This is a genomic window from Bradyrhizobium retamae, assembly GCF_001440415.1.
Lineage (GTDB): Bacteria > Pseudomonadota > Alphaproteobacteria > Rhizobiales > Xanthobacteraceae > Bradyrhizobium > Bradyrhizobium retamae.
On sequence record NZ_LLYA01000173.1, the window covers coordinates 17,934 to 39,598 of the forward strand.

17 protein-coding genes and 1 pseudogene are annotated in these 21,665 nt (G+C 60.7%); 7 read left to right on the plus strand and 11 right to left on the minus strand.

The genetic code is table 11. The features are described 5' to 3' along the window. The first annotated feature begins 1,039 nt into the window (after positions 1–1,039). Positions 1,040–1,390, plus strand: coding sequence for a DUF1007 family protein (locus CQ13_RS27430; protein WP_057845956.1), 351 nt, complete (start codon positions 1,040–1,042; stop codon positions 1,388–1,390). Between the two features lie 9 nt (positions 1,391–1,399). Here CQ13_RS27430 and CQ13_RS27435 read toward each other — a convergent pair whose 3' ends face one another. From CQ13_RS27435 to CQ13_RS27455, 5 genes and pseudogenes are all read right to left on the minus strand, one after another. Then, on the minus strand, positions 1,400–1,687 hold the full coding sequence (locus tag CQ13_RS27435; RefSeq protein ID WP_156433948.1) for a nitrate reductase: 288 nt from the start codon (positions 1,685–1,687) through the stop codon (positions 1,400–1,402). A gap of 103 nt (positions 1,688–1,790) precedes the next feature. Beyond that, positions 1,791–2,771 carry a CobW family GTP-binding protein gene (locus CQ13_RS27440; RefSeq protein ID WP_057845958.1) on the minus strand — a complete coding sequence of 327 codons (981 nt, stop codon included), beginning with the start codon at positions 2,769–2,771 and terminating at the stop codon, positions 1,791–1,793. An 11-nt stretch (positions 2,772–2,782) separates the two neighbouring features. Next, a complete protein-coding gene (locus CQ13_RS27445) occupies positions 2,783–3,505 on the minus strand; it encodes a GTP-binding protein (RefSeq protein ID WP_197427452.1) in 723 nt (240 codons plus the stop codon). Positions 3,506–3,509: 4 nt separating this feature from the next. Beyond that, on the minus strand, positions 3,510–4,781 hold the full coding sequence (locus CQ13_RS43510; RefSeq protein ID WP_197427453.1) for a PepSY domain-containing protein: 1,272 nt from the start codon (positions 4,779–4,781) through the stop codon (positions 3,510–3,512). Between the two features lie 14 nt (positions 4,782–4,795). Beyond that, positions 4,796–7,146 (minus strand): annotated as a pseudogene (locus CQ13_RS27455) (TonB-dependent receptor). Positions 7,147–7,403: 257 nt separating this feature from the next. Here CQ13_RS27455 and CQ13_RS27460 point away from each other — a divergent pair. Genes CQ13_RS27460 through CQ13_RS27470 form a run of 3 tightly spaced genes read left to right on the plus strand, consistent with a single transcriptional unit; the run spans position 7,404 to position 10,991 of the window. Continuing rightward, on the plus strand, positions 7,404–8,108 hold the full coding sequence (locus CQ13_RS27460) for an ABC transporter ATP-binding protein (protein ID WP_057845961.1): 705 nt from the start codon (positions 7,404–7,406) through the stop codon (positions 8,106–8,108). A 1-nt stretch (position 8,109) separates the two neighbouring features. After that, positions 8,110–9,507: an ABC transporter permease subunit gene (locus tag CQ13_RS27465; RefSeq protein ID WP_057845962.1), complete on the plus strand. Its 1,398-nt coding sequence runs from the start codon at positions 8,110–8,112 to the stop codon at positions 9,505–9,507. An 8-nt stretch (positions 9,508–9,515) separates the two neighbouring features. Further along, on the plus strand, positions 9,516–10,991 hold the full coding sequence (locus CQ13_RS27470; RefSeq protein WP_082637673.1) for a DUF3526 domain-containing protein: 1,476 nt from the start codon (positions 9,516–9,518) through the stop codon (positions 10,989–10,991). Positions 10,992–11,156: 165 nt separating this feature from the next. Here CQ13_RS27470 and CQ13_RS27475 read toward each other — a convergent pair whose 3' ends face one another. The 5 genes from CQ13_RS27475 to CQ13_RS27500 form a co-directional block, all read right to left on the minus strand. After that, entirely contained in the window at positions 11,157–11,549 is a 393-nt protein-coding gene (locus CQ13_RS27475) for a Fur family transcriptional regulator (RefSeq protein WP_245309349.1), read from the minus strand. Between the two features lie 506 nt (positions 11,550–12,055). Further along, complete coding sequence (locus CQ13_RS27485; protein ID WP_063800159.1) at positions 12,056–12,829, minus strand: SDR family NAD(P)-dependent oxidoreductase; 774 nt, start codon at positions 12,827–12,829, stop codon at positions 12,056–12,058. Further along, positions 12,826–13,626, minus strand: coding sequence for an SDR family oxidoreductase (locus CQ13_RS27490; protein ID WP_245309351.1), 801 nt, complete (start codon positions 13,624–13,626; stop codon positions 12,826–12,828). The genes CQ13_RS27485 and CQ13_RS27490 overlap by 4 nt, the downstream gene beginning before the upstream one ends. Before the next feature lie 25 nt (positions 13,627–13,651). After that, entirely contained in the window at positions 13,652–15,025 is a 1,374-nt protein-coding gene (locus CQ13_RS27495) for a transaminase (protein WP_057845968.1), read from the minus strand. Next, positions 15,022–16,506 (minus strand): aldehyde dehydrogenase, encoded by a 1,485-nt coding sequence (locus CQ13_RS27500; protein WP_057845969.1) that lies wholly within the window; start codon positions 16,504–16,506, stop codon positions 15,022–15,024. Before CQ13_RS27500 ends, CQ13_RS27495 begins: the two co-directional genes overlap by 4 nt. Before the next feature lie 265 nt (positions 16,507–16,771). Here CQ13_RS27500 and CQ13_RS27505 point away from each other — a divergent pair, with 265 nt between their 5' ends. From CQ13_RS27505 to CQ13_RS27515, 3 genes are read left to right on the plus strand one after another with little or no spacing between them, the layout of a single operon-like run. Further along, positions 16,772–18,034, plus strand: coding sequence for a Tm-1-like ATP-binding domain-containing protein (locus CQ13_RS27505; RefSeq protein WP_057845970.1), 1,263 nt, complete (start codon positions 16,772–16,774; stop codon positions 18,032–18,034). Then, positions 18,031–18,696: an HAD-IA family hydrolase gene (locus tag CQ13_RS27510; protein ID WP_057845971.1), complete on the plus strand. Its 666-nt coding sequence runs from the start codon at positions 18,031–18,033 to the stop codon at positions 18,694–18,696. Before CQ13_RS27505 ends, CQ13_RS27510 begins: the two co-directional genes overlap by 4 nt. Positions 18,697–18,714: 18 nt before the next feature. Beyond that, positions 18,715–20,067: an aspartate aminotransferase family protein gene (locus tag CQ13_RS27515; protein ID WP_057845972.1), complete on the plus strand. Its 1,353-nt coding sequence runs from the start codon at positions 18,715–18,717 to the stop codon at positions 20,065–20,067. 2 nt (positions 20,068–20,069) lie between these two features. On the opposite strand, the gene CQ13_RS27520 is transcribed toward CQ13_RS27515, so the two are convergent. Next, positions 20,070–21,647 carry a gamma-glutamyltransferase family protein gene (locus CQ13_RS27520; RefSeq protein WP_057845973.1) on the minus strand — a complete coding sequence of 526 codons (1,578 nt, stop codon included), beginning with the start codon at positions 21,645–21,647 and terminating at the stop codon, positions 20,070–20,072. Positions 21,648–21,665 lie beyond the last annotated feature (18 nt).

The window sequence follows — 21,665 nt, forward strand, 5'->3', positions numbered from 1 at the left end:
GAGCTTTTAAGACCATCCGTACCACGCAAGCGAAGCGATGGCTCTACAGGATACCAAGCCCAGCTCCTCATCAAGCGAGCTGGTAAGATCGTTCATCGACAAAATCGGACGTTCGATCGACAGCAGGCTGCCTTTGCCTGGCTCGAAAAGCGGGACAAGTAGCTGCCGTGTCGGGTCATCGTTCCCGGTCAGGTCTCAACCGCTACACGCACTTGCGCCAAACCGGCGACAAATATTCTGGATGGAAGTGGTTCTCAGTGCTGACAAGCTCAACCAGTTCTGTCCGTCCATTACCGAAGTACGCCTTTACTCAGGACTCACGTCCACGAGTTAGATCCCACGCCTGCGTAACGCGGGCTATGCGGACTTGCCAATGAGCGACCAAGGCGAGAATTGGAGCAGGTGAAGCGCTCCGACTCAAATTTCTCTGTCGATTTTTTCTAGTTAGCCAATTATTTACGCTTGATGGGCAATTTTCGTGTTGGACGCTCTGTTGGACGTTTCACTGCCCTGCTTCGCCGCTCAACTTTGGCTCTCAGCTCAAAACCCGCTTTCTGCCCCCTATGGAAATTCGTGAAGTATTGGTGGTAACGCCTGTATCAACAACACGGCGCTTCCACCCAGTACGCTGGCGCCCACGACGAGCAAGGGCAGGACACGCTCCCAGAGCATCTCACTGCTGACGACGTCATTCGAATTTGGCATCTGTGTGCACCCGCTTTTTCGTGCGACGGGGACGTCATAGACTGAGTCGACGTGTCGCCGAGCGGCGAAATTTACCTGAAAATTAAAATTAACTCATGATTCACCGACTCGGTCGCCCTGCCCCGATGCGCGTTGTTGTCGATTTTGACCACGTGCGATTCGCTACCTGAGCCAAGCGCTTCGAGCGAGGTGCTTCCTTGCTCAAATCGGTCGGAGCCCCGATGCGAGCGGGTCCTCCCGGATCAACAATACGCCGGCGCGGGAACGTAGGATTGCCCTGCAGCAATTGCTCCAGGTCCTGGCCAGCAATTAACTCCCGTTGTCTCGACGTCGAATGCCGCAGACGGCAAGAAGCTGGAAGTTTTCAGACCCGGCTGATCATTGGCTCGAATACAAAAACGACGCTCTCACCCTGCATTTCACCTTGCCTTTGAAGACTGCGGTGACGGCAAAGGCCGTGCAAATCGAAATCTACGATCCCACGATTTTCGTCGATCTCGAATTTGCCAAGCACAAGCGGGTTTCCCTGCGCGACGCGCCTCTCCAATGCCTGCTGACCTTCGATCTGCCGCATCAGCCGACTCCGGCCGAACAATTGCGGCTCGGCCAACTCGGCAACGCTCCGCTCGATACATCGAGCTTCGGGGAAATTTTCGCCAACAAGATCCCGCTGAAATGTCCGTGAAAGCGCGCTTTAGGTACCAAGCCTCAGATCAAACGCTGCTTTCAGTTCATCGAGAGTGACATCGGGAATCGATTTGTGGATTCTTGCGATCATTGGCTTTTCCCCGTCTCTTAAGATCGCGACGACGGTTTCCACATCGGGACATCCTGGCTCTCGACAGGTCAACTCGCTAACCGAGACAGTCACGTCATTCGACAAACCCAACAGCTTCTGCGTTTGCAGCTTTAATTCCTGAACTGCCTGAGGATAACGGGTTCTTTGGACCCGCCGCCCCATAGGTAAGGCAATCTTTGGCATGCTTTTGGCGTCCGAATGGATTTGCGAGGGCTGTCAGCCTCAGCATGGCAACGGACAAACTCCGCCGCCGTGCTGCAGCTTGGTGCATCACCCGTGCCTTCAATCAGTGACTTGAGCCCTGACACTGCTCAAAGCCTGCCTTCAAGACGTCCTCCGGCAAGTCGCGCCCGATGAAGACCAGACGGCTTGTTCTGGGCTCATCGGGTTTCCAGGGGCGTTGATGGTCTCCTTCGAGCAACATGTGCACTCCCTGAATTACAAAGCGATCGGGATCGTCCTGGAATTGGATGATCCCCTTCAGCCGCAGAATATCGGTCCCGAACTGACGAACGGTCTCCTGCATCCAGGGGAAAAATTTCTCAGGAATGAGAGGTGTCTGCGTCGTCAATGATAGGCTCTTAACGTGACTGTCGTGCTCATGGTCGTGAGCTTCACTGAGAAAGCCAGGCTCGAATTCAAGGACCCTGTTGAGATCGAACGCATTCCGATCCAGGACTTTTTCGAGGTCAAGCGCGCAACGTTCAGTGCGATGGATCATCGCATAGGGATTAATTGAACGGATCCTTGCCTCGACGAGCTTAAGGTCCGCCTCCGAGACCAGATCGGTCTTGTTGAGCAAGATAACGTCGGCGAATGCGATCTGCTCTTGCGCTTCGTGCGCCTGGTCGATCTCTCCGAGGAGGTGCTTTGCGTCGATGACCGTGACGATGGCATCAAGTTTCGTGTTGCGACGAACGTCGTCATCTACAAGAAAGGTTTGCGCTACCGGCGCCGGATCGGCAAGCCCGGTGGTCTCCACGATGATCCCGTCAAACTTACCGCGCCGCTTCATAAGTCCTTCGAGAATCCTGATGAGATCACCTCTCACCGTGCAGCAGATGCACCCGTTGTTCATTTCGAATATTTCTTCGTCCGCATTGACGATCAGATCATTGTCAATTCCGACCTCGCCAAACTCGTTCACAATCACCGCATAACGCTTACCGTGGGTCTCGGTCAGGATACGGTTCAGCAAAGTCGTCTTCCCTGCGCCCAGGTACCCGGTGAGGACGGTGACCGGTGTTTGTGTAATCACATTGTTCATGCTTGGCCCTTTCAGCGTTGAGGTCTCGTTGCGCTCTGAATCACAGGCGGGGGTTCAAACTGGGCAGTGGCGCGCTCGTGAAGCAACAGCAATAGCCCTGCGACAAACGCAAAGCCGAGAACGCTCAGACCCGCGACCGTCAGCACCAATTGCGCCTTTGTGCGCGCTGAAATGCCTGTTATCGCCGTGAACAGATTCTTGACGACCGCTTCATCAAGGCCGTGAGCGATGACGACCATTCGCGTGCGACGATCGTCCGATGGCCAGGCCGGAAGCCGGTACTGTTGAATCGCATGCTGAACGCCGTGCACGACAAGAGGCCGCTCCGGGTCGTCCTCCAGCCCAACAAGCCCCTTCAGACGGAGCAATTGCGGACCGCCTACGGCCTTGAGCAGTTCGATGAATGTGGCGAGATTTCGCGGCGATACGGGCCGGCTTTCGAGCAATGCCAGACTCCGGATGCCAGCCGCCGCATGGCGGCTCGCGCCTGTGGCATCGTTGTGAGTTTGCCCTTGCTGGGCCAACGCCACCTCCAAGGCCAACCACCCCTCGACATCGGCCCCCTGTTCGGAGGGAACGTAGCGACGCGGAGCAAAGACCGCTGCGAGATCGAAGTCGTTCCCGTGACGGTCCACGATGGCCGCGGCAGCGTTGATCTGCCGGATCTTCGGCAGCAGGCCGGAGAGACTGGGAGCCGCGGCGGCTTCTGCACCAAGATCCGTCTTGGTCAGCACAACGCTATCCGCAAACGCCACCTGCTTCATGCATTCGAAGCAGGTTGGCGCCGCTAGCACCATCGATTTGGTACCAAACGTCCCCGCATATGGACCGATATACGGGAGCCGGTGCAACTTCAGATGCAAGGAAGTAGTAGTCATCTGGCGCGACGGCCGAAGTGCTCGAGCAGCTACCGACAGCGTGCGAGATGACGACATTGATCTGATCGGCTTGCAGGAACGGGAAAGCAGGTGCAGTAGACGCTGGAACGACGACGGAAATCTGCTGCGCGTCAACTCCCGTCCGATTACGTTGATGGATGCGGCCGCCGAAAGCGAACCACTCGATTTCACGGGTAGCCGGTGAAAGCGATGCGGGCACTGTCGCGGTCAGTTCGACCCATGCCGGCGTCCCGGCGATCCGGTCCGCTTCCGATCTGGTAGGCGCGCCAGTGGAAAAGAGACGGCCATGATCCATCGATAGCCATCCGCTAACAATCCACGTCATCACGAAGGCAGCGCACGCCAATCCGAGCCGGTGGTGCCAAGCATGCCAATTTCGGAAGGGAGATACGATACGGTCTCGCACGCGCCGGAGACGAAACAGGCCTACCATGAGGCCCGACAATGCCGCGATGACGGCGGCAAGGGACAACCACCAGACCGTGACGTTCCAGGCCATCCAGTCTTTGCGCAGCGTGGTCGGATAGATCCAATGCGCGACGCTTCCAACGTAGTTCCATGCGCGTTCACTGCGCGTCGTATCTCTCACGATCTCGCCGGTGCGGGACGAGACGTACAGCTCGGTTCCCGCAACATCGTTCAGAGCAATGCGATAGAGAGATCGGTGTCCGTCGAGGTCGTTCGGGACCGTCCATTGATCATACTCCGCCAGTTCCACGAAAGTGGCCGCAGCAGGATTCAAGCCGCGCAAGCGCGCATGCTCGGACGCGATGGCGAGTGCCACTTGCTCGGAGCCGATATCGGCCGTGCGCAAATCGTCAGCATGCAGGGCATTCATGCCGGAGGCAGTCGACACTACGTACACGGGACCGTCGGTGCGCTGCCACAGACGCACCCGCGTGACGCCTTTGAGCCTGCTCGCCGCGACAGCCTCGGCGGGACCGTGCCTCACCTTGGAAACGTCGAAGACGGACAATCCTCCGAAGCGCTCAGCTTCGGTGAGCGCCGGAAATGGCACAAAGTGCATCACGATACCAGACGCAAACCACATCACGAACAGCAGGCACAGCGGGATGCTCAGCCAGCGATGGATAAGGACCAGGACCCGCAACGGGCGAACCACCATCAGAATTTGAAGGACGCCCCGACCTCGTAGGTCCGCGGTGCCCCAGGATGATCTGATCTGGATAGAATGGAGAGCTCCATGCCGCGTACTTCGCATCGGTGAAGTTACGTACCCGGAAGGTGACGCGCGTGCTGTCGAAGGTCGGAAACATCGCCGACTTGGGAATGTCGATGAAAGCAAAGGCATCCGCTGTCGTGTAGGCAAGAAGGGTCACTGTGTTGGCATCAGTGCTGTACCGGTTACCGACATGGCGGACCGAAACCCCCAGTTCGACAGGCAGCCAGCCCGGGTTGGCGAAGCGATAAGACGCTCCACCGTTCACCACGACCGCGGGTATATTCGGCGGCGTGTTGCCGGAGAAAGATCCGCCGGTGAACTCGTAATCGGCATAGCGCGCGTGGACATAGGCGATATTACCCCAGAGCTTGAGCTCCGGAATTGGCCGTGCCGCCGCGGCGAACTCCACGCCCTGTGACTTGACCTTGCCGGCGAGATTGAGGGTTTGACCGGCCTGCGCCGAGTACACATTGCTGCGCTCGATGTCGAAAGCCGAGAAGGTCCATTCGGCGCGGCCATTCCACAGCAGGTTCTTCACGCCGGTCTCGTAGCTGCGAGCCGACGTCAAGGTCAGCGGCTGCGTCGGGCCCAGCAAGAAAATGCTGCCGGCCGACAGGTCGCTCGCCGTCGCGTATTGGCTATAGAACGTCATTCCCGGAATGGCTTCCCAAGTGTAGCCGATACGACCTGTCACCGACTGAAAGCTTACCGAATAAGGAAATCCGACCCTGCTCACGCCGCTGACATTGATCGATGTTCGATCGAGCTCGAAGGGATTATAGCGAAGACCGCCAATCAGAGCGAAGTTCTCCGTGATCTTCAACCGGTCTTCGAGATTGATCGCGAAACTGTCGATGGTCGCGGTCTGTCGTTGCGTCGTCAGCAGTCCGTAGTAGCCGCGAAAGGGATTGACCAGCGTGACCTGATCGGAGGGAAAGTTAGCCGCGCCAGGTCGCGAGAAATCCAGATGATAGAATTCGAGAGCCGCTACCATGCGGTTCTCCATGCCGAAAATGCTGGAGTTCCACGTAACGTCCGTATTGTTGCCGACCAAGTTCTGGTTGTGATGGACATAGAACCGCTCACGATCAACCAGGTTGGTGGCGGAGTTGAAGGCGCTTACCTCATTGTTGTACCAGTCGCGGCTGGCATTGTAGTTATAGACCTGACTTCTCAGAGTGACGTTGCTCGTTAGATCCCACTCGAATCCTCCGCGCGCCCATGACTCCTTGATGGTCTTGTGATTGTCGAGCACGTTATAGTTCGTTTTCAGCGTACGGCTGTCGATGGTGACAGGCCCGAGATTTGTCCCGTTATAATCGGACACTTTCGTTCCGGACACGATGCCCGTGGTCGCGAAGGGCCCGCTAAAAGCGACCGGGACCAGCGGCGTGCCTTCATAGACCCGCGCATTGTAATCCTTGTATTCGGTCGCGACGAAAACCTTGAACGCGTTCGTGAGGCGATAATCCAGTTGCCCAGATACATGCAGATTCTTGGTGTCGGTGTCATCAATGAAGCCGTTCTGCACCGATCGGCTGATGTCGAACCGGTAGTCGAGGCCCTGGATGTTGGTGCTGCCTCCTGAGCCAATGCCGGTGCGAACACTGCCGAAGGAGTCGAAACCGACGAACGCTTCATTCCTGATCGGTCCGGTATGAGGTGCCTTGGTGACGTAGTTGATGGCGCCGCCGACCGCGCCCTGCCCTGACATCAGTGAAGATGGCCCCTTGAGAAATTCGACCCGATCGAGGTTGAACGTCTCCATGGTCAGCGCCGTGAAGCCCGTCGGGCCGATATTGACGCCATTGTAGGTCACGTTGACCTGGTCGCCCTGGAAACCGCGCATCGAGAACGACACGTCGTTCGGCGCGTCGCTGGCGGTCACGCCGGTTACACCTTTCACTGTATCGATCGTTGTGTGGTAGCCCTGCTCCCGGATCGTTTCCGCTCCGACGACCTCGACGGTTGCGGGAATCTCCCGCGGGGTCAGCCCCAGCCGGCTCGCGCTGGGCGTAACCACATTTGTGTTGAGCGGCGTCGCCGGCACCTGCTGTTGCCCTTGCGAATGCGGTGACGCCTCGGCGATGGCTGAGGGTCGCGGATTTCTGTTTGTCCGGGAGACACGGCCTCTTTGCGAATTCGACCGCGTCGCCACGCTCGCCGTTGGTCGCCGCTGCGGCGCATCAACGGTTATAGGCGGCAACGAGCTCGCCGGCTGGTTGGGTGATGACGAAGGCGTCTGAGCTTGCGCTTCAGCCAAGCCAAAAAGCAGAACGTCTGCCGCTATCAAAAGAGTTGATAGCGAAACCGAACACAACAGGTAACGCACGCTTGCCCCCACCCTCGCGAACCGCCTCGTACCCCACGTCAGGGCTTCACAAGGCGTGTGTAATGTTATAACGTTACATCAGTCAAGGCATTCAGCAAGGCCTCGTCATGCCGCCGCGGAGCGTGAACAGCCGAATTCGCTACTCTCTACTGCAGGCGTGCCGCACTCGGGACCTTCGATGAGCGGCCGACGGGGCCAGTGGAGGTGTACGAGAATCCATGCTCGATGCGATTGAAGTGACGAAGCAGTTTGGCGCCAAGCGCGCTCTGGATAATGTCTCGCTCAGCGTCCTGCCTGGCGAGATCTATTGCCTCTTGGGGGCTAACGGCGCGGGCAAGACGACGCTGGTCAATCTGTTCCTGAATTTTCTCCAGCCGACATCCGGCAGCCTGCAAATCGGCAAGCTCGACGTCGTGCGTCAGCCGCTGGAGACGAAGCGGCTCCTTGCATATATCCCCGAACAGGTCACGCTCTATGGCGTGCTCTCAGGTCTGGAGAACCTGGCATTCTTCTCTTCAATCGCAATCGGAGAGCATTTGCCGCGGCAGCGGTTGCTTGAACTGCTCGAGGCGGCAGGTCTCCCTCGTCAAGCAGCCGATGACAGGGTCGCGACCTACTCGAAAGGCATGCGTCAGAAGGTGGGAATTGCCATCGCGCTGGCCAAGAATGCCAAAGCTCTTTTGCTCGACGAGCCCACCTCAGGACTTGACCCGTCCGCGGCCAACGAGTTCTCGGAGCTTCTCGTCAAGGCCAGCAACGACGGCGTGACCGTCTTGACGACAACACACGATCTCTTCCACGCGAAGCAGACCGGGACCCGTATCGGCATCATGAAGCAAGGGCGGCTGGTGGAAGAGCTCAGGAGCGAGGAGGTCAGCCATGCCGATCTTGAAGCGCTGTACCTCCAGCACATGAAGAGTTGACGTGTTCGCGATCATCGCTGCCAAAGATCTTCGCGAGCTGACCCGCGACGGGCGTCTGCTCTGGGCCGGAGGGCTGGTCGTCATGCTCATGCTGCTGGCTCTGGGGGCCGGATGGAATCGGCAGGTTCAGCTGAACAGCGAACGGTCGGCAGGCCAAGCCCTCGACTATGACGCCTGGCTTCACCAAGGCTATCGGCACCCGCACGATGCGGCGGAACAGGGCATGCACGTGTTCAAGCCTGAACCATCGCTTGCCGTCTTCGATCCCGGCATTGGGCCGTTTGTTGGCTCGACTGTCTGGCTACAGGCGCATCGCCAGAGCGAGGTCAAGTTCAGGCCGGCCCAGGATGCAACCGGTTTGCAGCGGTTCGGCGAGTTGTCGCCAGCCTGGCTTCTTCAGGTATTGCTTCCCCTGCTCATTATCGTCATCGGCTTCAACTCTGTGAGCGATGAGCGCGAGCGCGGAACGTTGCGCCAGTTGCTGAGCCTGGGCGCGCCTGCGCGGAGCCTTCTTTTCGGCAAAGCGGCGGCGCTTGCGAGCTGCGTTGGCATTCTGATTGCTCCAGTCGGCCTTGCGTTTGCAGTACTCATCGTTGTTCACCTACCCGCTGGAGAACGCGTGGACGTGGTCTATCGGATCGCGTGGCTCGCGGCGGGATACGGCCTCTATCTCGGCTTTTTCGTGTTTCTGACCCTGGCAGTATCAGCCCTCGCGCGTTCATCGCGGGCCGCCCTGGTCTTGCTCCTGGGCTTCTGGGTCGCAGCAACGCTGATTGCTCCACGTACCGCCTCCGAAGCGACGAATTTGCTCTATCCCACGCCGTCCCGGCTCGACTTTGACGATCAACTCGCGCGAGATGTGGCAGACGCTGGCCGCAAGGCCTGGTCTACCCATTTCGGTGCGCGAACGCAGTGGGATCCATCGGTTCCGCTCAGCAAGTGGGGCGCGGCGCTGAAAGTTGATGACGAGGCAGGTTACGGCGCACTTGATGAAAACTTCGGCAGGCTTTGGGACACATTCGAGCGTCAACAGCGCGCGCAAGGGTGGGTCGGCCTTGTTGCCCCGGTCGTTGCACTCCGCGGCTTCTCCATGGGCCTGGCGGGAACGGACTTTTCCCAACATCGCGACTTCTCAACCGCGGCCGAAGCCCAACGGCGGAAGATTCAGAACATTGTCAGTGAGGACCTGATCGAACACGCCGATCGCCTGGGTAATGCGCATTTCACTTACAAGGCTGGCCCCGAGCTGTGGGCAAGCGTGCCGCAATTCAAGTATCAACTTCCGTCTGTGTCGTTTGCCTTGGCACACCATTGGGCAAGCCTTGCGCTGCTCGCCGTGATGTTCTGCCTCTCCGTCGCGCTCGCGCAGTATGCGCTCTCCCGTCCGCTGATGCGCTAACTAGTCGAATGAAGACAATGCAGCCTCGCCCGCTCCCCACCTTGTCGCTGATCGTACTGCACGAGGCCCGCATCCTTGTCCGCGATCGCACGCTGCTGCTGGTGTGTTGCGTTCTGGCTCTCATGGTGGGTTACGGACTATTTGTGGGACTGGCGCAAGCAACGCTCCGCGACCGCATGGTCGCTCAAGTCCTCAAACACGAACAAGAGACCCAAACGGCAAATAGCGGGATGCTCCAATCCGTTCTCGCTGGCCAAACCGCGCTGATACCGTTCTCCAATCCCGCGAACCCCGCCGCCATGGCAGGCACCTTGTCCGGGCGTTACGCCACGATGCTTAACGCGCCGCTCGCGGCGCTGGCGATCGGTCAGTCGGACATGATGCCCAATTATTACCGCATCACCTATTTGAGCAAAGTTCAGTTCATGTACGACACGGAAATCGAAAATCCCTGGAATCTGCTCAGCGGTCACTTCGATCTCGCTTTCGTTATCGTATTCGTACTGCCTCTGCTGGTTACGACGCTCGGGTATAACCTGCTGTCGGCAGAGCGCGAACATGGCACCTTGCGCCTGCTGTGTTCGCAACCGCTTTCCATCGCAACGTTGATGACCGGGAAAGTCGTCGTGCGCATGCTTGCGCTGCTGGCGATCGTTATTCCCGTGCCGCTCGTGGTCCTGCTTTTGATCCGTCCCGAAGCCCGCGGCGCGGAGCAACTGGTCTTGATGCTGTTGTGGTCGGCGCTGGTGGCGGCATATACCTTGTTCTGGTTCGCGGTCGCTGCCTTGGTCAACACCGTTGGCCTCTCATCTTCGACCAATGCGTTGATCATGGTAGCACTCTGGACGATTCTTGTGCTCATCTTGCCGGTGACAATGAACCTTGCCGTGGGATTGGTTAGTCCGGCCCCCTCCCGCACCGAATTGGCCAACCGCACGCGTGTCGCAACCGCCGAATCGTTGCGCGAATACGAGGACCTCTATAGCGCGGATTATCGCTATGCCTCAGATCCGGAAGCGCTGCTGGTAAAAAATGAACGTATCGAAGTGCCTTCGCGCATGCGTGCATTTTTTCTGGCCAAGCAAAAAGTCGACGAACGAATCGAGCCGCTCTTGAAGCGTTTTGATCAGCAACTGCTGCAACAACAAAAACTTGTCGACAGGCTGAGCTTGCTATCGCCTGCGATTCTCATCAACGAAGCGCTAACCTCTATCGCCGGCACCGATTCACACCGTTTCCTCGCCTTCAAGGATCAGACAGAGGCGTTTCACCAAGAATGGCGGCAGTATTTCTCTCCCAGAATCCTGGAGAGCCGCGCCATGACCATACGTGACCTGTCATCATTGCCCCGGTGGCATTGGATTGAGATGCCGGCAAGCGAAATTAGCTGGAGCATCTGGTGGCGGGTCATATTGATGCTGGCGCTCGCGTCCGTGCTTGGCAGCCTCGCGCTTGCGCGCTCGTCCCGCCTATCGATCGAGTAACTGTCCAAAGCGTTTCCGATCAAGATACCTCTCGTACGGAGAGTCGCCAAAGCTATCGACAACAGCAGTGAAGCCGAGACGGGGTATGACGCTTGCCGCTGCTCGCCGGCAAATACTCCTTGAGCCTAGCCGCGAGATTGACCGATCGTGCCGCAAGCCATGGGGTTAGCGTTCAGGCGTACCCGCGCATTCCGCGCACTCGCCCTCCACCTCGATCATCGGGTGCCGGGGCCTGAAGCCGGTTGTTTTCGCTGCGCCCCGCAAGCCGCGCGCCACCAGCTCTGAGGCCGCCTCCTGAACCGCGCCACATTGCGCGCAGACCATGAAGACAGCCGTTTCACGTTCTCCGTGCAGATGATCGCAGGCGAAATAGGCCGAGCGGGACGCCAGCCGATGGACGCACCCTGCCTCCTGCAGGAATTCGAGCGCACGGTAGACCTGCACGGCTTTGAGCTTTCGCGCATCGCTCACTTTCTCTGCAATCTCGTAGGCGCTCATCGGCTTGCCGGACGCCGCAAGCAAGGCAAGCACGCTTTGGCGCATCGGCGTGAACGGCACCCCTTTCGATACTGCATACGCGCGGGCGCGAGACTCAACTGCGTCGCCATCGACGGGGCGACCATGCGTCTCTTCGTGCGCGCAAGTTCCGCGCGGATCTGGATTGCGATGCATTCCATCTCACCTTGACGGTGTAACAGTATAACAAGTATTGTACTGTTACAACATTACACCCTTGATCGTTCAAGTCCCAAACGGGGACGACGCCCTGCTCCCCGTCTCTGCTCCGTCCGGATTCGGTAGCGGAAAGAGGGTCATGGGCGAGGTCATTTTTGGGATTGACTTGAGGTCCAAGCGCCGCGAGCGAATTTACGACGCAGACAAGGTCTGGTCCGGAGAACATACAATCCTGGATTACACAGAGATCTAGCTAGGCATTAGTGGCTGAATTTTAAGACTCTGATGACGGCGGTGCTGCGTAAGGCCTTTGCGCAGCCGTCAGATAAATCCAGCCCCCCGCAAGCTACGAGCGCTGACAGCACGCTGCCGCCACCATGCGCTCTGCTTCACACGGCCCTGCTCTGCGTCGGTGCACGGCCGCCGCCGTCGGCGACCAGCACCGCGCCGGTGACGAAGGAAGCTTCATCGGACGCTAGGAACAGACAGCAGGACGCGATCTCCGACGGCTCGGCAATTTTGCGCAATGCGATGCGCCCCTTCAGCGCGTTGAATTCGCCTTCCAGCGTGCTGCCTTTTCGTTCCGCAAGGAGGTTCATCTCATGCTCGCTCATCGGCGTCCGTACCCATCCCGGTGCGACGGCATTCGCGCGAATGCCATCGCCGCCATGGGCAAAGGCGAGCGAGCGCGTGTAGGAAACAACCGCCGCTTTGCTGGCAGCATAACTTACGCTCTCGGGGCTCGAATTGAATGCCGCAACGGAGGCGATGTTGACGATCGCTCCACCGCGCTGCCTGAGCCGTGGCAGGGCCGCCCGGCAGACCCGCATTGTTCCCGTCAGATTGACGTCGAGCGTTGTCTCCCAGCTCTCGTCAGTGACGGTTTCCGGTTCGTCCGGGATGATCAATCCGGCAGCATTGAGTACGACATCCAGTCTTTCGCCGCACGATTCGACAGCGGCGGCGATATCGGCTTCATTCGTCACGTCGCCATGCACCGCAACGCCGCCGGTTGCATGGGCCGCCACATCCAGGGCCGGTCCGCCCAAGCCGAACAGAACAGTGCGAGCACCGTGTCGCGCAAACAGTTCAGCAGCCGCGCGCCCGATTCCGGTCGCAGCCCCAGTGATCAGGGCGGTGCGTCCTGCCAGACGACCGTTCATTCGATCCCCCATTGCTGTTCGACGGCAAATCCGGTTTCCGGCAGCGTCGAGCCGCCGTCGACGGCGATCGTCTGTCCGGTGACATATTTCGCCTGTTCCGATGCGAGATAGAGCATGGCGTAGGCGATATCGTCGGCCTCGCCCATGCGGCCGACCGGAATGAACCGGCCGATCCGCGCCATATTCTCTGGCGTGCTCAGGGTGCCGCGACCGGGCTTTGCGATGAAGCCGGCTTCGACGCCGTTCACCGTGATCCCGTCGCGGGCGTGCTCGAATGCCGCGCCGCGAATGAACGCATTTACGCCGGCCTTCGCGGCTGAATAATGGGCGCCGCCTCCCATCGCGACCCGGGCCGAGACCGAAGACGTCACCAGGATTCGCCCGAAGCGATTTTCCCGCATATGCGGGATGGCCGCCTGCGCCAACCAGAAACAGGCGTTGAGATTGAGCGCCAGCGTTGCGTCGAGTTTTTCCTCATCAAGCTTTTCGAGCGAAGACCACAAACACCCCCCTGCGTTGTGAACCACGATATCAAGCCTTCCGTGCTCGCTTGCGATCCCATCGACTACCGCACGCAGGCTGGCACGATCGAGCGCCCCGAAGGGGACGCCAAGCGCGCGCAGCCCGCGGCCTGCCAGATGTCGTACCAACTCCTCTGCGACATCGAGGGTACGATTGGCGACGACAACGGTCGCACCGGCTTCCGCCAAGCGCGTGGCGATCGCAGCGCCGATACCACGGCCTCCGCCGGTTACCAGCGTCACTCTTCCTGCGAGATCGAAGGGGGCTTTTGTCACGGGATCGAACCATTGCGGCATCGGGTCATGGCAGTCCGGCCTCGCGCAGGAGAGCGATGAAGCGTTCGAACACGCTTGTATGCCTGTCGACATCTCCGGGCGTCGTCGCCGGACACATCAACAGCATGGTATGGAACGGTGTCACCAGGATGCCTTCGTTCATGTAGAAGGCGTGAAGCAGCATCTCGAGATCGCCGTTGCGCTGCGCAATCACGTCGGCGCCGTTTCGCGGCGGCTCCGGCATGAACATGATCTCGGCGCGCGCCCCGATCTGGGTGACATGCCAGGGCAGACGCTGGTTCGCGATGAGCACACGAACCTGCCCAGCGAGCCGTGTCGCGTTGGCAATCATGTGCTCGTAGTTTTCCGCCGTCAGCACACTTTCGAGCACCGCGCGCATGGTCGCGACCGTGAGCGCATTGCCCGCCAGCGTACCACCGATGCCGAGATGGGCGGACTGGCGTTGCCGTGGATTGGCGAAGGGAACGAGTTTCCACATCCGTTCCGCCATCTCGGCGCTGAGGCCAAAAAGGCCCGCGGGGATGCCGCCAGCGATGGCCTTGCCGGCGACGAGAATGTCGGGATCGAGGCCGTAAAGCTGCGTATATCCGCCCGGGCCGCTGGATAATGTATGCGTCTCATCGATGATCAGGACGGTGCCGGTGCGCCGCGTGATGTCGCGTAGCGCTTCGTGGAATCCAGGCGCGACTGGAATCATCCCGAAGTTCGTCATCAAAGGCTCGGCCAATACGCAGGCGACGTCGCCGTGCGAAAGCGCTGCTTCCAGTCCCCCGACGTCGTTGAACTCGACGATCCGGCTGACGGCAGCGTGGTCGACGGCGTTCGGATGGATCGAATTACGCATACCGACGCGGCCGTCGCGGATCTCGATATGGGCTTCCTCGATGCCCCCGTGATAGCAGCCTGAAAACACCAGCACCTTCGGCCGTCCCGTGATCATTCGCGCGATGCGGATCGCGCCGCGGTTGGCGTCGGTCGCCGACGTCGTCAGTGTCCAGTACCGAGGGCCAAAGCGGCGCGAGAGTTCGGCGCCGACCCAAAGGCTGTCTTCAGTCGGCAACATCGTGGTCGCACCGCGTTTCAATTGCCGCAGTGCAGCTTGGGTGACGGCCTCCGGGGCGTGGCCGCACATGGCGCCGGTGTCGCCTAGGCAAAAGTCCACATAGTCGTGCCCGTCGATATCGCGGATGTGTGCGCCGCCGGCGTCCTCGACGTAGACCGGAAAACCGCCCGCCCAGCGCCGCATCCAGTGCGAGGGACCGCCGTAGAGGAAATGCTGCCTGCCCTCCGCCCACGCCTTGGCCGAGCGCGGATGAAGTTTCAGGAAGCGGTCCTGCTCACGCGCGATCAGCGCATCCAGTTTTGCGGCGTTCGTCACAGCGCAATCCAGGCGGTCTTGAGATCGCAATATTCATCAAGCGCGTGAAGCGACTTGTCACGTCCAAATCCCGATTGCTTGAAGCCGCCGAGCGGCACCGTGATGTCGGCACCGCCATAGGTGTTGACGTGTACGACGCCTGCGTTGATGGCGCGCACCATACGGTGGGCGGTCGACAGACTACCGGTCCACACCGCCGACGCCAGGCCATAGCTGGTGGAATTTGCAAGCCGCACGGCCTCGTCCTCGCTGTCAAACCGCGTCACCGCAAGCACCGGTCCAAACACCTCCTCGCGCGACAATTTCATTTCGGGCGTGACATCGGCAAAGATGGCCGGCGACATGAAGGTCCCGCCGGTGTCCTGAAGGATCTGTTCGCCGCCGGTCAGACGTGTCGCACCCTCACGCTCGGCGAGTGCCACCGCCTCGAGGTTTCGTTGCAACTGGGCCTCGCTCGCCACCGCGCCGATGTCTGAGGTCAGACGCAAGGGGTCACCGATCTTGAGCGAAGCGGTCACGTTCAACAACTCGTCCATGAAGCGATCGTAGATCGAGGATTGCACGATCAGCCGCGATCCGGCGACGCAGACCTGTCCCGAATTGCGAAAAATGCCGTTGGCGGAGACTTTTGCGGCCTGCCTGAGATCGGGTGCATCGGCAAAGACGATGTTGGGTGATTTGCCGCCGAGCTCGAGATAGACGCGCTTCAGATTTGACCGCGCGGAATATTCCAGCAACCGCCTGCCGACCGCGCCTGAGCCGGTGAAGGCAATGGCATCGACGTCGCCGTGAAGTGCGAGCGCCTCGCCCGCAATGGCCCCGCGGCCGGTGACGACGTTCAGGACGCCATCCGGAAGCCCCGCTTCGCTGGCAAGTTCGGCCAGCCGGAGTAGCGTGAGCGAGGCGAGTTCCGGCGGCTTGACCACGACCGAATTGCCAGCCGCAAGCGCCGGCGCGAGCTTCCACGCGCCGATCATCAACGGGAAGTTCCAGGGCACGACAACGCCGATCACGCCGAGCGGCTCGCGATGGATCAGGGCAAGGACGTCCCGCCCGGTCGGCGCGATCTCACCATAGACCTTGTCGACCGCTTCGGCATAGAAGCGGATCGTTCCGGCCGCCGACATCGGTTCGGCCTTGTAGGCCATGTTGATCTCGGTGCCGTTGTCGCGCACCCCGAGCACGGCGAGCTCGAGGGCATGGCTTTCAATCAGTTCCGCCAGCCGCAGCAGGATCTTCTTGCGGTGAGCAGGCGCCGCCTTCGACCACGCGCCCCGTTCGTAGGCCTGTCGGGCGGTCCGCACCGCCCGATCGATGTCGTCGGGACCACCATCGGCGATACTGGTGAACGTCCCGCCGTCAATCGGAGAAGCCACGTCGAGCCGCTCGCCTCGCACGCTGCGAACATGCGCGCCTGCGATAAACAGCTCCCTCGGAGTTATCGCAGCGTCTCTTAGCCGATCGATCTGCTCCTGTTGCATTGCTTCAAGTGCCTCGTGAAGACAGCTTGCGCACCCCCACGTCCTCTCTCCAAGAACTCTTTTGCACGGGGAATAGGCGCTCTCGGCCCCTTCCGTCGCAATCAACCGATAGGTGGATGCTGCAATAACCGCCCAAAGCCCGGCAAACTTGAAAGCCATCAGCTTTCGACCTACCACTTTTGCCGTGCCGTGCCTGAGCGGCCGATCGGATGCGGGCTCCTTGGGCGGCGCGCAACCGAGGGAAATGTTGGAGCACCCATCGACCATGACCAAACTCGCGCATCCCCGAATCCTGGTCATTGGGACAGGCGACACCAAGGCGGATGAACTGCACTTCATCGGAGACTGCATCGCGGCGGCTGGCGGCGAAGCCATCATGATGGATGTGAGCGTGCTCGGCGATCCTCCCTACGCACCGCACTACGACAAGCACGTGGTGGCGCAGGCGGCCGAGACAACGATCGAGAAGATCGCCGATAGCGGCGACGAGAATTCGGCGATGTCGCTGATGGCGCTCGGGGCGAAGCGGCTGGCGCGGCGTCTGTACGATAGCGGCGACTTCGACGCGATGCTCGCGATCGGCGGCACCATGGGAACGGATCTCGCACTCGACGTCGCGCAGGCGTTGCCGATCGGGGTGCCTAAATTCGTGGCCTCGACGATCGCCTATTCGCACCTAGTGCCGCCGGAGCGCATCGCAGCCGACTTGATGATGATCCTGTGGGCCGGCGGCCTCTATGGCCTCAACAGCACCTGCAAATCCGTGCTTTCCCAGGCCTGCGGGGCGGTCGTGGGCGCCGCGAGAAGCGCGATGAAGCCACGGTCGGACCGGCCCGTCGTCGCCATGACCTCGCTCGGAAAAAGCTGCCTCAGCTACATGGTTGAACTGAAGCCCGAACTGGAACGGCGCGGCTATGAGGTCGTGGTGTTTCACACTACCGGCATGGGCGGCCGCGCCATGGAATCGATCGCCGCGAAGAAGGGTTTCGCCGCCATTCTCGATCTCAGCCTGCAGGAGGTCGCCAACCAATTGACCGGCTCGGTCGTGAATTCCGGCGCCGACCGGCTGGAGAACGCCGGCAAGGCCGGGATTCCGCAGATCGTGGCACCGGGCGCCATCGATATGGTGGATTTTCCGGCCTGGCTGCCGACGCCGAACGAATTGCTCGAACGTCCTTATCACGCGCATAACCGGCTGCTGGCGTCGGCGACATCGCGGCCGGACGATCGGCGCAGGATCGCGCGTGCGATTGCCGACAAGCTTGCGTCGGCTCAGGCGCCGGTGGCCTTTGTGCTCCCTGCCGGCGGCATCCAGCAATGGGACCGCGAGGGCGAAGCGCTGCACGATCCCGAAGGGCTTGCGGCCTTCGTCGGCGAGATGCGCTCGGCCATTAAGCCGCCGGTCGAGCTTCACGAGATCAATGACCACATCAACAGCGCGGCATTCAATGCCACCGTGCTCGGAATCTTCGACCGCTGGGTAGAGGCCGGCATCGTGCCGGCCGGCCGGGCATCGGCGGCAACGTGAGTTCCCAGCGCGCAAAGGCCCTGGTGCTCGATTTCGGCGGCGTTATTTCGAAGACGCTATTCGAAACTCACGGTCTCACCGAAGCAGCCCTTGGCCTCGCACCGGATACATTAGGTTGGCGCGGCCCGTTTGGGATCGAGACCGACCCGCTTTGGGCGTCGATGCAGCGCGGCGAAATCACGGAACGTGACTATTGGATCACTCGCAGCCGCGAAGTGGGACGTCTGGTCGGCGAAGACTGGAACGACATGGAGACGTTCGTCAAACGGGCACGCGGCGCTGATCCCAAGGCGGTCATCAGGCCCGAAGCCGACCGTGCGGTCAAAATGGTCGCGGACGCCGGCTTCAAGCTTGCGATCCTCTCGAACGAACTCGACCTTTTCTACGGTACGGAGTTTCGCGGAAGATTGCCGCTATTGGCGTATTTCGAGGCGATCGTCGACGCAACCTACACCAAGATATTGAAGCCGGATCCCCGCGCCTATCAAATGGTGCTTGACGCCCTGTCGCTCGACGCAGGGGTTTGCGTTTTCGTCGACGACCAGCACCGAAATATCGATGGCGCCAGGGCGTGCGGATTGCATACAGTCCTGTTCGATGTCCGCGATCCCCATTCTGGTTATGCCGCAGCCCTGCGGCCCTTCGGCCTCGAATTCACCTGAAGCAATGGCAGGCAGATCATGCGCGATACCAACTTTCTGATCGAGAATAACGCCAAATCTATTTGGCACCCGATGGCGCACCCGGCGGAAATGCGCGCCAATCCGCCAAAGATCATTATGAAGGGCGAAGGCGTCCACGTCACCGACGTGAACGGGCGCACCCTGCTCGACGCCGTCGGCGGTCTGTGGAACGTCAATCTCGGCTATAGCTGCGACCCGATCAAGAAAGCGATCGCCGACCAGCTCGACGCGCTTCCCTACTATTCCGGCTTCCGCGGCACCTCGACCGGACCCTCGATTGAACTCGCCTACGAATTGACCGAATGGTTCAAGCCCGAAGGGATGGCGCGCGCGTTCTTCACATCGGGCGGCTCCGATTCCGTCGAATCCGCGCTGCGGCTTGCGCGGCAATACTGGAAGATCAAGGGACAGTCGGACCGCACCAAGTTCCTTGCACTGAAGAAGGGCTATCACGGCACCCATTTCGGCGGCGCCTCCGTTAACGGCAACGCCAATTTCCGCCGCAACTACGAGCCGCTGCTGCCCGGTGTGTTTCATGCGCCGGCGCCCTGGACCTACCGCAATCCCTTCAACGAAACCGACCCTGCCCGGCTGGCGCAGCTCTGCGCCGCCGCCATGGAAGACGAGATCGCCTTCCAGGGCGCGGATACGATCGCAGCCTTCATCATGGAGCCGGTGCTGGGCGCCGGCGGCGTCATCGTGCCACCCGACGGCTTCATGAAACTTGCGCGCGAGATCTGCGACCGCCACGGCATCCTGATGATCTCGGACGAGGTGGTCACCGGCTTCGGCCGCACCGGCGCCTGGTCGGGCGCGCGGCTCTCGGGCGTCAAACCCGACATGATGACGTTAGCCAAGGCCATCACCTCGGGCTACTTCCCGCTCGGCGCCACGCTGATCAACGAGAAGATCGCGGAAGCCTTCGAGGGCGATCAAACCACCTTCGGTTCGATCGGCCATGGCTACACCTATTCGGGACATCCGGTGGGATGCGCGGCCGGCATCGCGGCACTCGCCGAGACCAAGCGGCTCAAGCTTGACGAGAATGCTGTCGCGCGCGGCAAGGAGCTGGCACTAGCGCTGGAACAGCTCAAGGTGCGGCACGCCATCGTCGGCGACGTCCGTTACAAGGGACTGATGGCGGGCATCGAACTCGTCTCCGACCGCGACAGCAAGAAGGCGGCCGACAAGAAGACCATGGCGGCGGTGGCGGACGGTGCTTGCGAGGCCGGCGTAATGCTTCGGGTCTCCGGCAACAACCTCATCCTGTCGCCACCGCTGATCCTGACGACGGCGGACGTTGCGAAAATCGCCGAGGGCATCGACGCGGGATTATCGGCCGTCAAATAGGTTCAAAAGCCCAGCGCCAGCCCGTCCTTGCGGTGGTCGGACGCGCCGAACAGAACGCCGCGTTCGTGGTCGATGCGGATCGCCTGACATCCGCCGATCGGCTCCTCCGACCAGCGGACATTATGCCCACGCGCGGACAGATCGTCCTTGACGGCGGCCGGTATCGTTGATTCCAGCGAGAGCACGTCATCGAACGAGAAGGATCGCGGCGCCTCCGCAGCGGCCTGGATGTCCAGGCCGAGGTCGAGGATATTCGAAATCAGGTTGGCGTGGCCTGCGGCCTGATAATGCCCGCCCATCACCCCGAACGGCATCACGGCCCGTCCGTTCTGCATCATCATGCCGGGAATGATGGTGTGCATCGGCCGCTTGCGGGGCCCGAGCGAGTTGGGATGTCCCGGCCGGGCGCGAAAGCTCCAGCCGCGGTTGTGCAGTAGCACCCCCGATTTCGGCGCATAGATGCCGCTGCCGAACGGATAGAACAGCGAGTTGATCAGCGAAATCGCATTGAGGTCGCGGTCGACGACAGTGACGTAGACGGTGTCGCGATGCTCGATATCGTCCCACCGCTCGATCGTCGAGGCGCGGTTCATGTCGATCTTGTCGCGGATCACGCCGATGTAATCGTCCGACAGGAACGAGGCGCTGTCGATATTGCTGGTATCGGGGTCGCAGAAGTAGGCGTCGCGGGCCCGATAGGCGGCCTTGGTTGCTTCCGCCAGCAAGTGTATCCGGTCAGCCTCCGTCAACTTGCCGACATCGAAGCCGGCAAGCGTCCGCAGGATGATCAGCGCTGCAAGGCCCTGCCCGTTCGGCGGGCATTCGGTAATGTCGTAGCCGCCGTAGCTTGCCGAAATCGGCGTGACGTAGTTCGATTTCTGCGCGGCGAAATCCTCAAGGCTGTGCGCGCCGCCGAGCCCACGCAAAATGCCGATGACCTCCTCGGCGACAGCACCTCCGTAGAATGCCTGGCGCCCGTCCCTGGCGATCCGGCGCAGCGTCGCGCCCAGCGCCGGCTGGGACCTGATGTCGCCGACGGTCGGCAGACGCCCTCCCGGAAGATACTGCGCGGCGGCGGCAGCGTTACCCTCGAGGCGAGGCCGAAAACGCTCCCAGTCAGCGGCGACGCGCGGCGTGATGCAAAAGCCCTGCTCTGCCGCTGTGATCGCGGGCCGGAATATCTCCTCCAGCGATTTGCTGCCGTGGTCGGCAACCAGCGTACACCAAGCGTCGATCGCGCCGGGCACGGTGACGGATTCCGGCGACGTCGGCGGGATATCGCGCGCGCCGGCGCTGGCATATTTGTCGGCGATCGTATCCGCAGGCGTGAAGCCCGATCCGTTGAGAGCGATGGGCGCGCCGGCTTTTGGCGAATAGAGTGCGAAGCAATCGCCGCCGATTCCCGTCATCTGCGGCTCGACCACGCCCTGCACCGCCACCGCGGCAATGGCGGCATCGACGGCATTGCCGCCCGCTTTGAGAATTTCAACTGCGGCAAGGGTAGCTTGCGGATGCGATGTCGCCGCCATGCCCTTCTCTGCAACCGCGACCGAGCGGGCGACGGCCATAAAATCTCGCATAACAATTCCTCTCGTTGA